Genomic DNA, 13,167 nt, shown 5'->3' on the forward strand with positions numbered 1-13,167 from the left:
CGCCCCTACTTGCGGTCACGCAAGCTGTAGAAGACGAGGCACAGGATCGCCCAGGCGAAGAAACAGAAAAGCAAAAGAAACGCCATGATCTTGATCCGCTTCGGATACTCCGCCTTCTCGGCCAGGGTCGGTTTTACATGCGCGGCGAGGTATCGGCTTTGCTTGCGCACTTCGGCCAAGGCCCCGTCATGGGCGGCAAGTGCTGCGGTATAGGCCTGCTCGGCGAACTCACGATCGACGATCAGACCTTCGTATTCCCCAACGAGGTTCGCGAAAGCCTCGCCGCTGCCGCCGTCTTCACCGATACCAAGCTTGCGCCGTTCGGACGCGATCCGCGCATTGATGACTTCGATCCGGCGCTGGGCCTGTGTGACACGGGGGTCACTTTCGCTCGTCGTGTCATCCAGAAGGTCATATTCGATCAAGGCATCGGCAAGCTGCTGCTGCAGCGTGACCAGCAGACCCATCTGGTTCTGGGTGTCGATGCTGGGGTCGACGATCTGCGTACGATTCCGGAACTCGGTCAGAGTACGGCGCGCTTCCTTCAGCCGTTCGACGGCGTTCTCGAGCTCTTCCTCGGTATACTTGATCGAATCCTCGCGCGCGATATTGGACAAGGCGTTGATCATCGACGCACATTCATCAAGGATCGCCTGCGCGATGTTCTGGGCGTCCACCGGGTTGAACGCCAATACTTCAAGATCGATGAGGCCAGTACCGCTGTCATAGACGATCGAGATCATGCGGTCCCAATGATCCTGGAGATCTTCGATCGTGCCGGACGGGTCAAAGGCAAAGAACGGATCCTGTTCGACACTGACACGGGACCAGATCTCGCGGAGGTCCACCTCGGCATTGACCTTGCGGACGAGTTCCTGACTGGACAGGAACGCGAACAGGATATCCGTGTCGGATGAACTTGACCCAGACAGCTCCGTAATGCCCCCGAGCAGTTCGATCGCCGATCCTTTTTCCTCGGTCCGGACGGAAAATCCCACGTCAGACGCGAACTGATCCGCTGCACGGGTCCACAGGTAGAAAGCGGTGAAGAACGCCGGCACAAGCACGACGAACACGAAGGACGCCATCAGGAACATGTGCCTGCCCTTCGTCTTGGCGGGGACTGCAGGTTTGCCCACCGGAATCTTTTCGGCGCCAGGTTGCTGACGGGGCGGCGCGGGCTCGGCCAGATCAGTATCGACCTGCGCACGCTGCGCCTGGTTGGCAGGGGCCGCCTGTGCCGGTGGCGCCTGCCTCTGCGGCTGCGGTGTCTGCGGGTTCGCTTGAGGCGCGGGCGCGGCAGGCCTCGCTGCCGGGGGTTTCTGACCGGGTTGAGCGGCCTGGGCGGCGGGTGCCGGTTTCGCTTGCTGAGCGCCTGCGTTCTGTCCTACCGGCGCAGGGGCCGGTGCCGGCTTTGCCGGCTGAGGTTGCGCTGCAGCGGCCGGGGCGGCCGGTTTTGGGGCAGCGGCAGTTTTGGACTCTGCGTCAGGAGATGGCCGCTCTGCCTTGTCGGCGGTATCCTTGGTGGCCTTGGGGTCCGGTTCCCTGGCCTCGGCTGCCGTCTGTTCGGCCCTTTCCGGCCGAGCTTTACCGGACTGCTTCGGAGTCTGCTCTTTGGTGTCAGCCATCGGGGATCTTTTCTGTTGCAAGAACTTGCCTTATCCTTCGTACCGTTACATCAGAACGCGGATGGTATCCAGACAGGAGGGACGACACGATGTCGTCAAGTCAAACCGCCATCCTGCGCGAGCAGCGAACATCCTTCGCGTCGTTCAGGGCGATTACTGCGCTTATCCTTCGAGAGATCACGACCACCTACGGGCGTTCGCCCGGCGGGTACATCTGGGCCGTTCTTGAACCCGCGGCGGGGATCGCACTGCTGACGCTCATCTTTTCGATCGGTTTCAGGTCTCCGCCCCTCGGCACCGTCTTCGCGCTTTTCTATGCGACCGGCATCCTGCCGCTTCTGATGTATATGGACCTGTCGGCGAAACTTACTCAGACAATGAACTTCAGCCGCGCGCTTCTTGCCTATCCGCGTGTAACATTCCTGGACGCCCTCATCGCCCGGCTCGCCCTCAATCTGGTCACGCTGCTGTCGGTCCAATGCATCGTCGTGGGATTCATCCTGCTGATATCGGACGTGCCGACCACCTTCGATTATTCGAAGATCGCGCTGGCCTACGGCATGCTGATTTCCATAGCGATCGGCGTGGGGACCCTGAACTGCTTTCTGACGTTGTCCTATCCGATATGGGCAACCGCCTGGGCGATTCTGAACCGACCGCTGTTCCTGATCTCCGGGGTCTTCTTCCTGTTTGAGGCGATCCCCGAGAAATACGCAAAGTTCCTTTGGTACAACCCGCTCGTTCACATCATCGGAATGATGCGGGATGGCTATTATCCATTCTACAAGCCGTCGTATGTGTCGGTCGCCTATCCGATGCTGGTGTCGATCATCACCCTGATGACCGGCCTCTTCCTGCTCAGGCGGTATCACCGGGACATGATGGACAAGTGATCGCGGCCGGGCGACACTGATCCGCCTCCACTGCACCAGGCCGCCTGCGAACCAATTGAAGGAACTGAGCGCGCGCGCCGTCTCAGGCGCGCGAACCGGTCACGGCTCGTCGACCTCGAAGACAAGGCTGCCTTCAGCGATCTGGTTCGTGATCACCTGAACAAGCTCGCGGGACAGGTGGTGGGAGTCGGGGTGGTAGAAGCCCGTCTCCATCAATGCCTTGCGCAGGTCGATGCGCTTTCCCAGGAAATCCAGCGCCACCTTCGACGCGCCGGGCTTGCGGCCGCGCCGGGTCGGACCACCGGTCTGTATCCCCACCAGCCGGGTCAGCCGGTGCTGATGACTGGGATAGAGAATCGCCTGGGTGATCGACCGTTTCTCCAGCGTCTCGTATTCGGTGATGTAGATACGGTCGGCGAGGTTGTAGACGAGACCCTCATACTTGTTGATCCCCATGGTCCGACGTGTATCCGCGTCGCGCAGCATCTCGATATTCTTCCAGAAGTACTGTTCCCCCTGCGCGTAGATCACGGCGAGCGAGCGGGTCACGAGGCCCTTGTTCCCGAAGGAATAGAAGTAGCGGTAGTAATAGCCGAGATACTTGTCGAGCCGCTGGCTGTGACACTGGATCGCCGCAAGGTGGTCCGCGATGCCCAGGTCCTGGCGCAGGCCCTCCGGCTGCCGCCTCAGCACGATGATCTGTTCGAGCTGATGCGTGTCCATCATCATCTCGGCCTCGCTGACGCCGAAGAAATCGCAGATGCGCCGCATGTTGCTGCGCGACGGCCTCGTGCGGCCGCTGAGGTACTTGTTGAACTGCTGGCGATTGATCCCCAGCCGGCGGCAGACCTCGGCGATCGAGGATTTGTAGCTGCACAGGAGCGAGAGGTTGTTGGCGAATTGAGAAACCATGACCCTATCGCACAGTGAAGCCAATCGGGTGTCAAGTAGCGCAAGGCGGCGAAGTTGCCGAAGCTGCAATCTTGTGTTCCGTTCGGGCCAAACAAAAACCAAGAACAGGGAACAACAGCCATGAACAATTACAAATTGTCCCGCCGGGGCTTCCTGGCATCGGGCGTCGCATTGGGCGCGCTCGGTCTTGCCGCCGGACGACCCACCCCGGTCTTTGCCCAGCAGGACAGCGTGCTGCGCCTGCGGCTCGACGGCGACAACAAGATCCTCGATCCCGGCTACATGATCGGCGGCACCGAGGTCGAGGCGCAGAAGCAGTGCCTCCCCTTCCTCGCACAGTACACCCGTGATGGCGACACCTTCGGCTGGGAGCCGACCTATTACGTCACCAAGCTGGAACAGCGCACCCCCACGGAGATCGACTTCGAACTGACCGAGGGGCTGGTCTGGTCGAACGGCTACGGCCCGCTGAAGGCATCGGACGTCAAGTATTCCTACGAACGCATGAAAGGCACCGACTGGGGCGGCTACTTCGACGCGCTGGACCACGTCGAGGTGACGGGCGACCGGACAGGCACGATCGTGCTGAACAAGCCTTTCGCGCCCTTCTTCATGGTGACGCTCTGCCACGGGCCGGGCGCCATTCTCTGCGAGAAGGCGGTCGAGGACGCGGGCGGCAAGTTCACCACCAGCTTCCCGGCGGTCTGCGGGCCCTATACCTACGACTCCGTCCCGGGCCAGAACGCCACCTTCACGCTGAACCCCGAATGGACGGGGCCGAAGCCGGCCTATGACAAGGTCGTCCTGAACGTCATCTCCGAGGTCAAGGCGGCGGAACTGGCCTTCGAAGCAGGCGAGATCGACTGCACTGAACTGGGATCCGACACGCTGGCGCGCTACGCCACCCAACAGCCCGAAGGCAGCGAGATCACGACCGCGGGCGAGTTGCAGTACATGTGGATGGGCATGAACACCGAGCATCCCAAGCTGCAGAACAAGACCGTCCGGCAGGCGATCCAGCATGCCATCGACGTGGACTCGATCCTCGCCGGTGCCTTCTCGGGTACCTCGGCCAAGTCCCACGGCATCGTCTGCCCCGGCCTGATCGGCCACCGCGACGCCAACAAGTCCTACAGCTATGACCCGGCGAAGGCGCAGCAGCTCATGGCCGAATCGGGCGAGAGCGGCCTGACGCTCAGCCTGCGGACGCTGAACACGCAGGAACGCATGCTGACTGCGCAGATCATCCAGGCGAACCTTGCGGTGATCGGCATCACGGTAGAGATCCTGCCGCTCGACAGCGGACCGTTCTGGGAAATGGGCATGGAATCCGCAGGCGACACTTGGAAAGACCTGCAGCTCTGGACCATGCGCTTCGCCGGCACGCCGGATCCTTACGAGGCGGCGCAGTGGTTCGTTTCCTCGCAGGTCGGCATCTGGAACTGGGAGCGCTGGACCGATCCGGAGTACGACCGGCTCTACGACGAGGGGCTGGCCGAAACTGATCCCGCAAAGCGCGACGAGATCTACATCCGGATGCAGGACATCATGGAAGAGACAGGCGCCTACGTCTGGATCAACCACGAACCCGAGGTCTATATCCACGACGCGGACATCGAGATCAGCGCAGCCCCCTCGGGCGAGCTGGATTACCGCCGGTTCAAGCCGGCCTGATGCAAAGCCCCCTGCGCCGCGCGGCGCGGGGGGCCGACTTGTCCCATGATTGCCTATCTCCTCAAACGCCTTGGCCTGTCGGTCGCCGTCATCTGCGCGGTGGCGATCATGCTGTTCGGCCTGCTGCAACTGATCCCCGGCGACCCGGTGACCATCGCGCTGGGGCCGCGCGCATCGCCCGAGGCGGTGCAGCGCTATGCAGAGAAGATGCACCTCGATGAACCCGTGTGGATGCAATTCGCGATCTTCGCGCGGAACGTGGCGACGGGTGATCTGGGCGTCGACGTCTTCAACGACCGTCCCGTGGCCGCCATCATCGGAGAGCGCATCGGCTTCACCCTGGTGCTGATCGGTACGGCGATGGGCTGGGCGGTGCTGCTGGGCATGCCGCTGGGCTGTCTCGCGGCTATCCGGCCCGGATCATGGCTCGACCGGATCACCGGCGTGCTCTCGGTCGGTACCATCGCGGTGCCCTCCTTCCTCGTCTCGATCTGGGCACTGCTGATCTTCTCGGTCAACCTGCGCTGGCTGCCGGCCATCGGCTCGGGAGAGCCGGGCGACATCGCCGACCAGGCGACGCACCTGATCCTGCCCGCCTTCGCCGTGGGGCTGAGCTGGGTCGGATACCTTGCCCGCATGGTCCGCGCCTCCATGCTCGAGGTCATGGGAGAGACCTACATCCGCTCCGCCCGCGCCTTCGGACTGACCGAGCGCAAGGTGGTCTATGGCTACGCGCTCCGGGTCGCGATCCTGCCGACGATCACACTGATCGGCATGGGGTTCGGCGGTCTGATCTCGGCCGCCGTCTTCGCCGAGATCATCTTTGCCCGCCCGGGCCTCGGCAAGCTGATCTTCGACAGCGTCATGGCGCGCAACTTTCCCGTGGTGCAGGGGGCGGTGATCGTGGCGACATCGCTCTACATCTTCGTCGTGCTCTTTGCCGACCTGCTGATCGCCTGGCTCGACCCGAGGGTGCGCGATGCCCTCTGATCCTCAGATCCTTCCCGCGGCGCCCGAGCGTGCCGAAAGCCTTGGCCGCGAGCGGCGCGAAAAACTGCGGGCCTTCGCGCGCAACCCACAGGGGGTCATCGGGCTGATCCTCGTGGTGGTTTTCGTCTGCAGCGCCGTCTTCGCGCCGCTTCTTGCGCCTTACGATCCGCTTGCCATGGACATCCCCGCGCGCCTTTCCGGCCCCACCTTGGCGCATCCCGCCGGCACCGACCAGCTGGGCCGCGACACGCTTTCGCGCATCCTCTACGGCGGGCGCGTGGCGCTGCTGGTGGCGGCGGTGGGGGTCTCGGCCTCGCTCGTCCTGGGCCTGCTGCTGGGCATGATCGCGGGCTTCGGGCCGCGCTGGCTGGACAACCTGCTGCTGCTGATCTTCGACGCGGTGCGGTCCTTTCCGACGATCATCATGGCGCTGGGCACCGTTGCCTTGCTGGGCCCCAGCATCCAGCTCGTGCTGGCCATCATCATCGTCACCTCGATCCCGCAATACGCCCGCGTCGCGCGCACGGCGACCATGTCCCTGCGCGGGACCGAGTTCATCCAGGCCGAACGCTCGCTCGGTGCCTCCCTGCCCCGCATCCTGTGGCACCACGTCCTGCCGAACATCCTCGGCCCGCTGATGATCCTCGCGGCGATGGACGTGCCGGTCGTCGTCTCGGTCGAGGCGGGGCTGAGCTTTCTCGGCCTCGGGGTGCTGCCGCCCACGGCAAGCTGGGGCACGCTGCTGAACGAAGGTTACCTCGTCATCCGCGACGCGCCCTGGATGGTGGTGGCGACGGGTATCCCGCTGATCCTGACGACGCTTGGCTTCACCTTCCTCGGCGAGGCGCTGCGCGATATCTTCGATCCGCGGATCGGGCGGGGCCGGTAATGGACAACCTGCTCGACATACGCGGCCTGTCGGTCGATTTCCGCAGCGCGCGGGGTCGCATCAAGGCGCTGCGCAACATTTCGCTCGGCGTGCGCCGCAACCGCATCCTCGGCATCGTGGGCGAAAGCGGCTCGGGCAAGAGCACCGTGCTCTGGTCGATCCTCGGCCTGCTGGCGGGCAACGCCGAGGTGACGGCGGGCGAGATCCTCTTCGAGGACCGCGACATGCTGGACCTCTCGCGCAGGGAAATGCGCGCGCGGCGCGGCGAGGATATCTCGGTCGTGTTCCAGGATCCCATGACCTCGCAGATCCCGGTACTGAGCTACGCGCGGCAGATGCGCGATATCCTCTACCGGCGCGACACTTCCGCCGCCGAGAAGCGCAGGCAGGCGGTGGAGATCATGGGCAAGGTCGGCATCCCCGACCCCGAGGCGCGCGTCGACCAGTTTCCGCACCAGTTCTCCGGCGGGATGCGCCAGCGCGCCGGCATCGGCATGGCGCTGATGACCGGGCCCAAGCTGCTGCTCGCGGACGAGCCGACCACCGCGCTCGACGTGACGATGGAGGCGCAGATCATCCACCTGCTACAGGAGCTTCAGCGCGAGCTGGAAGCGACCGTGGTGGTGGTGTCGCACAACCTCGGCCTGATCGCCGAACTCTGCGACGACGTGGCGGTGATGTACGCGGGCGAAGTGGTCGAGACCGGCGAGGTGCGCGCGATCTTCCACAACGCGCGGCACCCCTATACCCGCGCCCTGCTGGAATGTGATCCGGCAAGGGTCGAGGGGCGGAGCCGCCGCCTGCCCATCATCCCCGGCGAAATACCCGGCCTGATCGACCCGCCCAAGGCCTGCGTCTTTGCCGACCGCTGCCAGAAGGTCATGGAGATCTGCCACCGCGAGGTCCCACCCGAAGCGGTACGCCCGGACGGCGGCATCGCCCGTTGTCACCTGCTCGAGGGACCAGGCCACGATCCGTCATGGCCGCCGCCGAACGACGTGCTCACCGTCCCACAGGGCGAGGCGCCCGCGGAGGCCCGCCAACCGTCCCACGCCCCCCTGCTGGAAGTGCGCGACCTCAACGTACGCTTCCCCGTCCGCCGCGGCCTTACCGGCACCTTGAGACGGGCGCAGCACGTCAATGCCGTGCTCGACGTCAGCCTCGACGTGCGCGCGGGCGAGACCGTGGGGCTGGTCGGCGAAAGCGGCTCCGGCAAGACGACGCTGGGGCGGGCGATCCTGCATCTCGTCGCCTCTCAGGGCGGCAGCATCAAGTTCGACGGTCGAGAACTGCGCGGGATGAAGGAGGCCTCCTTCAAGCCCCTGCGCCGCGACATGGCGATGATGTTTCAGGATCCGATCGGCTCGCTCTCGCCGCGCAAATCGGTGCGCGCGCTGATCACCGAGCCATTGCAGATCCACGGCATCCGGGACGTCGACCCCGACCGCGAGGCCGAACGGCTGGCAGAGATGGTCCGCCTGCCCCGCGCCCTGCTCTCGCGCTATCCGCACGAGTTGTCGGGCGGCCAGGCCCGCCGCGTGGGCGTGGCCCGGGCGCTGGCGCTGAACCCGCGGCTGATCATCGCGGACGAACCCACCGCCGGGCTCGATGTCTCGGTCCAGGGCGAGATCCTGAACCTCATGGCGGACCTGCAGGCGGAGCACGACCTCGGCTATCTGGTCATCACGCACAATCTGCCCGTGGTGCGCCACATCAGCGACCGGCTGGCGATCATGTACCTCGGCCGGATCGTGGAAATCGGCGGGGCGGAAGAAATTTTTGAAAGCCCGCGCCATCCCTATACGGAAACGCTGATCAACGGCATCCCGCAGCCCGACCCCGACAAGCGCCGCGCCATTACGGCGGCCACGGGCGAAGTGCCGAGCCTGCTTAATCGCCCCAAGGGGTGCGATTTCGTGACCCGCTGCCCCTATGCCCGTTCGTTGTGCCACGACGTGAAACCGCCCCACGAGACGGACACGCGGGGCCGGACATTCGCCTGCCATTACCCCTTGGGCGAAGGCGCCCGGAAAGACTGAAGAAGGAAGTTGACGTGAGCTACGGCATCTACATCGGCCGCAACCATACGGCGACCGGCATCCCCTACCTTGCCGGCTACGGCGACGAACCCTCGAGCCATTGGCTCGAGATCGTGCCGCGCCGCGAACATGCCGAGGATGCCACGATCACTGTCGGCGTCACCCCGCAGGCGGACATGCCGGGGCATCTGACAGAGATCCCGCAGGCCCGCGAGACGGCCCGTGCCCTGCGCGTCAGCTACAGCTACTACCTCGGGGTGCCTGCCCCGCTGACGAACGGCGGGCTGAACGAACACGGCGTCGCGGTACGCGACATCTGGTCGACCTCCAGCGCCGCGCTGATCGAGATGACGCCGAAGGACCAGACCGGTCCCAACTACTCCGACCTCGCCCGCATCGTCGTGGACCGCGCCCGCACCGCCCGCGAAGGCGTCGACCTGATCGCCGGGCTGATCGCGGAGCACGGCTATTCCACCTACGGCGGCAATTCCCACATCATCGCCGATCCCGACGAGGCCTGGGTGGTGATCGAGTTCGCGGGGGGCCGCGGCCTCTGGGTGGCGGAGCGGTTGGGCGACGACAGCATTCGCGCCTCGCGCCCCGGTTACATCGGTGTAATTCCAAATGAGCCGAACGAAGATTTCCTCTTCCCGCCGCACTTCATCTCCACCGCCGTCGAACTGGGATGGTACGACCCGAAAGAAGGCCCCTTCGACGTGAACCGCATCTACGGCGACGGCAAGAGCCCTTGGGAGGGCGCCGCCTGGATCGAGGCGGAGATGCGCAAGCGTGCCGCCCGACCCGAGAAGATCGGCCTTGAGGACGTCTTCTGGTCGATCTCCACCGAACGGCTGACCGGCGATACAGCCGGCTACGGCCAGGTCGTGCCGTTGGTCCACCCGGCACATGCGGAGCTTCGGATGCTCTGGCACGCGCCCGTGGGCCCGGTGACGGCGCCCTTGGTCCCCGTCTGGATGGGCCAGACCGCGATTCCGCCGGCCTACGGGCGGCACCGCTACCTCACCACCGGCGAAAGTGCGCGCTTTCTGGATCGCCGCAAGGAAGAGAAGACCCCCGATGCCGTCTCAAGAGTGCCCCAAGGCGTCGAAAGCGGCGATTCGGCAGTTTACGAGTTCAAGCGGCTGATGCACCTCGCCTTCCAGAAGCAGGATCCCATCCTGACCGAGGTGGACCGGCACTGGCGCAATGTCGAGGCACGGATCGCGGCCGAACTGCCCCGGATAGAGAAGATCGCCGGTATCCTCTGCGAGGCCAACGAGCCCGATCTCGCGGCAGTTGTCCTGACCGAATTCAGCACGAAATGGTTCGACGCCACCTTGGCGGACTGCAAGGCCCTCACCTCGGCGATCCACGCGCGGATGCGTCTCGCCGGCGAACTCAACATGTCACAGACGCCGCTCTCGCCCGCCCAGCTGTGGTGAACACTGCCGTGAAGCGTTCCGTCGCTTGCTGATCAGCCCCACTTCTCGGGAAGGGTGAAACCTTCGGCTTCGATCTCCCCCCGGATCCGCCTGATGTCCTCGGCGAACAGTTCGGGAAAGAACGCCGGCATTTCGTGCTTGATGCTTTCGGTAAACCGGCGATCCAGAATGGCCTGCGGGTACTTGAAGGCCGGGATGCGCAGGAATTCCTCGATCTGGCGCAGCGTGCCCCGCTGGTCTGCGTGGATGTCCTCGTAGAAGATCACCTTGCGCTGCTGCGGTTCCAGCCCCTCGCGGAGCGTGCGAAGAACCTGCCCGTATTCGGCATTGCGCCAGATATGCGGGCGGCGAACGAATTCGTTGAAGTCGTCCGGCCCCCAGCTGTTGAGCTTGTCCGCGCCGCCGGTGATCTGAAGGTGGAACTTGGTATGGCTCCACAAGCGCTTGATCGGGTCGCGCATGGTATAGAGAACACGAAGGTTGTCGCACTTCGCCGATATCTGCGGCCAGGCTTCGACGGGCAGCTGTGCATTGAGATTCGAGAAATCGCAGGCATAGATCTCGCGGTCCCGCATCTGGAAGAGGTTGCGATACCAGAAATCATCGACAGGACGGTCAAGGTAGGCGCTGACCCAGTGCAGGTTCTTCTGGATCGCGTCGATATTCGCCTTTTCCGGATCGTAGCGCATCAGATACCGGTTCTTGGCTTCGGCCAGCCGGTATTTCTCGCTCAGCATGTTCTTGTCGACATACTTGTGGTAGAAGTAGTGGATTTCCTTCTCCAGAGCGAAATACAGCGCCGGGTGCTGTGCCAGAACGGCATAAAGCCAGGTTGTTCCCGCTTTCATCGCTCCGATGCTCAGAAAGAGGTTGTTGAAGGTCTTGGCCATGGATGGATTTCCGATCTGACGTCTTCTGGGCCGCTCAGGCGGCTTTGGCATTGGTGAACCGGCTCAGCATGGCGCGGTACATACGATGATAGACATCGCGTTTGAAGTGGTTGAGATCGATCATGTCCTCGGTCCCGTCGATCAGCGATGCGGGGTCCAACAGCATGACATTCGACCGGCCTTTCGCCACCGCATTCAGCGTCGCGTTGAGACGCTGGTGAAACGGATGCGGCGGTTTCGACGGGTCCGCAAAATGCAGAGGGCCGCGTTCGGCGGCGAGGATCATCACCACCTGCGCGGTGGGGGGAAGGCGATCGAGGATGAGGTTGTATCTTCGTTCCATCTCATCCTGAGACAGGATTCCCTCGTGTTCATACTCCTCGCACAGGACGTTCAGACGCTCGCGCTGCTGATCGGTCTTGGCGATGGCTTTCCGCAGATCCGCGCGCTCGACGAGATTGTGGTTCTGTGCCCCGACCAGCCAGTACGGCACACGAAGACCTGTCTCACGATGGCGGTAGACCGGAATGTCGGCATCAGCCCAGAAGCTCAGGAAGTACAGCCCCTGCCCCGGCCCCATGTTCAGAATGTCCGTATCAAAGTCCCGTGGCGCATAGCCCAGCGCGCTTGCCGCCTCGGTCTGTGCAGGCGTCAACCCGCCTTCCAGTTCGGGCATCAGGAACGACGAGTGGTCCCTGCGGAACATCTGTCCGTTCCGGGGCTCGTTGAACTCCTCGACGATGGTGCCGGAATGCAGGGTAAAATAATGCAGCAGGCTTGCCAGATCGCAGCCGCCGCGGGCAAAGATATGGTCGAAGGTCAGGTCCGCCCCGGGGCTGGGCGCATCCATGTCCTCGATGTTGGCGGGGGTGATCCAGTCCACCTCGATCGCGGTATCCTGCACGTCCGACAGCACCTCGCCCACCACCGACAGCTTCGGCCTGCCGAGAAACGCATAGACCCAATGCTCGATATACATGTTCAACGTGCGACAGGAGAAACAGAAGTGTTCGAGCGTGCGTGTGTTGTTGACCCGGCGTGTCATGTAGAACCCGACGAACCCGTAGTCGCCAAAGTCGTCCCGGACGCGGATCAGCGCGGCGTCGGTCGTGTTGTGCGCCAGACGCTGGCTCAGTTCGCGCCGGGCGGTTTCCGGATCGTCCGAAAGCCGGTTCTTGGTAAAGTTCAGCTGGTTTGTCCGGTTCACCAGTTCGACGGCCCGGTCCAGGTGCGCTTCGACATCGTACTCGATAAACACTTTGACGTTCGACTGGCGCAGGAATGCCGTGGTATCTCCGCCCGTCACTTTCGCCGCCTCGGCCTTTTTCTCGGTGACCTTGTATTGCGCAAGCCGTGACAGTTGGCTGTCGTCCTTGCCCTTCAATTGCGGTGCATCGCGAAGTCCGGCGATCACATCGGGCAGCGCGCAGTTCAGGCCGGGGTTGGCATGTTCCGCCTGTGCAAGGTTCATCGGGTTGTCGTCGAGAAACAGGGTCGACGCGGCCCGAAGCCCGATGGTTTCAAGCATCGCCTTGATCCTCGGGCCTTTGGGGGTCCAGTCGATACTGGGGAAGATGAAGTAGTCCCACAGACCCTTCTCGCGCAGCAATTCCTCGATCGGTTCGTGATCGTTCTTGGAGCAGATCGCGCTCATGATGCCGCGCTTGGCGAGGTCGATCACCAGTTGATGATGATCGTCCCGGTAGGAAATGCCCCCTTCGGTCAGCGTTCCATCCCAGAAGGTTTCGTCCAGGTCCCAGATGATCAGCCTGATGTTCTCGGCGAATTCCGGTGTCTTCATGCCAAACTT

The 13,167-nt window shown here is 63.5% G+C and carries 10 protein-coding genes; 6 read left to right on the forward strand and 4 right to left on the reverse strand.

Features of this window, described 5'->3' with window-relative positions:
* Positions 1–5: 5 nt before the first annotated feature.
* Positions 6–1,097: a KpsE/RkpR family capsule polysaccharide export protein gene (locus tag BOO69_RS17810; protein ID WP_216636992.1), complete on the reverse strand. Its 1,092-nt coding sequence runs from the start codon at positions 1,095–1,097 to the stop codon at positions 6–8.
* A gap of 620 nt (positions 1,098–1,717) precedes the next feature.
* Between BOO69_RS17810 and BOO69_RS17815 the strand changes: the two genes are divergently transcribed.
* Entirely contained in the window at positions 1,718–2,521 is an 804-nt protein-coding gene (locus BOO69_RS17815; protein WP_071973391.1) for an ABC transporter permease, read from the forward strand.
* A 99-nt stretch (positions 2,522–2,620) separates the two neighbouring features.
* On the opposite strand, the gene BOO69_RS17820 is transcribed toward BOO69_RS17815, so the two are convergent.
* Positions 2,621–3,535 carry a helix-turn-helix domain-containing protein gene (locus BOO69_RS17820; protein WP_237267517.1) on the reverse strand — a complete coding sequence of 305 codons (915 nt, stop codon included), beginning with the start codon at positions 3,533–3,535 and terminating at the stop codon, positions 2,621–2,623.
* Between the two features lie 18 nt (positions 3,536–3,553).
* Here BOO69_RS17820 and BOO69_RS17825 point away from each other — a divergent pair, with 18 nt between their 5' ends.
* From BOO69_RS17825 to BOO69_RS17845, 5 genes are read left to right on the forward strand one after another with little or no spacing between them, the layout of a single operon-like run.
* On the forward strand, positions 3,554–5,107 hold the full coding sequence (locus BOO69_RS17825) for an ABC transporter substrate-binding protein (RefSeq protein ID WP_071973393.1): 1,554 nt from the start codon (positions 3,554–3,556) through the stop codon (positions 5,105–5,107).
* Positions 5,108–5,152: 45 nt separating this feature from the next.
* The gene (locus tag BOO69_RS17830) at positions 5,153–6,097 is read left to right on the forward strand and encodes an ABC transporter permease (protein ID WP_071973394.1); all 945 of its coding nucleotides are present in this window, start codon (positions 5,153–5,155) and stop codon (positions 6,095–6,097) included.
* Complete coding sequence (locus BOO69_RS17835; RefSeq protein WP_083545582.1) at positions 6,087–6,986, forward strand: ABC transporter permease; 900 nt, start codon at positions 6,087–6,089, stop codon at positions 6,984–6,986. The genes BOO69_RS17830 and BOO69_RS17835 overlap by 11 nt, the downstream gene beginning before the upstream one ends.
* The gene (locus BOO69_RS17840; protein ID WP_071973395.1) at positions 6,986–9,025 is read left to right on the forward strand and encodes a dipeptide ABC transporter ATP-binding protein; all 2,040 of its coding nucleotides are present in this window, start codon (positions 6,986–6,988) and stop codon (positions 9,023–9,025) included. The genes BOO69_RS17835 and BOO69_RS17840 overlap by 1 nt, the downstream gene beginning before the upstream one ends.
* A 14-nt stretch (positions 9,026–9,039) precedes the next feature.
* Positions 9,040–10,467, forward strand: coding sequence for a C69 family dipeptidase (locus BOO69_RS17845; RefSeq protein WP_071973396.1), 1,428 nt, complete (start codon positions 9,040–9,042; stop codon positions 10,465–10,467).
* A 32-nt stretch (positions 10,468–10,499) separates the two neighbouring features.
* Here BOO69_RS17845 and BOO69_RS17850 read toward each other — a convergent pair whose 3' ends face one another.
* Positions 10,500–11,357: a sulfotransferase family protein gene (locus BOO69_RS17850; RefSeq protein WP_071973397.1), complete on the reverse strand. Its 858-nt coding sequence runs from the start codon at positions 11,355–11,357 to the stop codon at positions 10,500–10,502.
* Between the two features lie 34 nt (positions 11,358–11,391).
* Positions 11,392–13,158: a hypothetical protein gene (locus BOO69_RS17855; protein ID WP_071973398.1), complete on the reverse strand. Its 1,767-nt coding sequence runs from the start codon at positions 13,156–13,158 to the stop codon at positions 11,392–11,394.
* Between the last annotated feature and the right edge of the window lie 9 nt (positions 13,159–13,167).

It is taken from the genome of Sulfitobacter alexandrii (assembly GCF_001886735.1).
Lineage (GTDB): Bacteria > Pseudomonadota > Alphaproteobacteria > Rhodobacterales > Rhodobacteraceae > Sulfitobacter > Sulfitobacter alexandrii.

Excerpts from the sequence above, each read along its gene's own strand:
- BOO69_RS17810 (WP_216636992.1), bottom strand. The coding sequence starts at position 1,097 with ATGTTCCTGATGGCGTCCTTCGTGTTCGTCGTGCTTGTGCCGGCGTTC.
- BOO69_RS17815 (WP_071973391.1), top strand. The coding sequence starts at position 1,718 with ATGTCGTCAAGTCAAACCGCCATCCTGCGCGAGCAGCGAACATCCTTC.
- BOO69_RS17825 (WP_071973393.1), top strand. The coding sequence starts at position 3,554 with ATGAACAATTACAAATTGTCCCGCCGGGGCTTCCTGGCATCGGGCGTC.
- BOO69_RS17830 (WP_071973394.1), top strand. The coding sequence starts at position 5,153 with ATGATTGCCTATCTCCTCAAACGCCTTGGCCTGTCGGTCGCCGTCATC.
- BOO69_RS17835 (WP_083545582.1), top strand. The coding sequence starts at position 6,087 with ATGCCCTCTGATCCTCAGATCCTTCCCGCGGCGCCCGAGCGTGCCGAA.
- BOO69_RS17840 (WP_071973395.1), top strand. The coding sequence starts at position 6,986 with ATGGACAACCTGCTCGACATACGCGGCCTGTCGGTCGATTTCCGCAGC.
- BOO69_RS17850 (WP_071973397.1), bottom strand. The coding sequence starts at position 11,357 with ATGGCCAAGACCTTCAACAACCTCTTTCTGAGCATCGGAGCGATGAAA.
- BOO69_RS17855 (WP_071973398.1), bottom strand. The coding sequence starts at position 13,158 with ATGAAGACACCGGAATTCGCCGAGAACATCAGGCTGATCATCTGGGAC.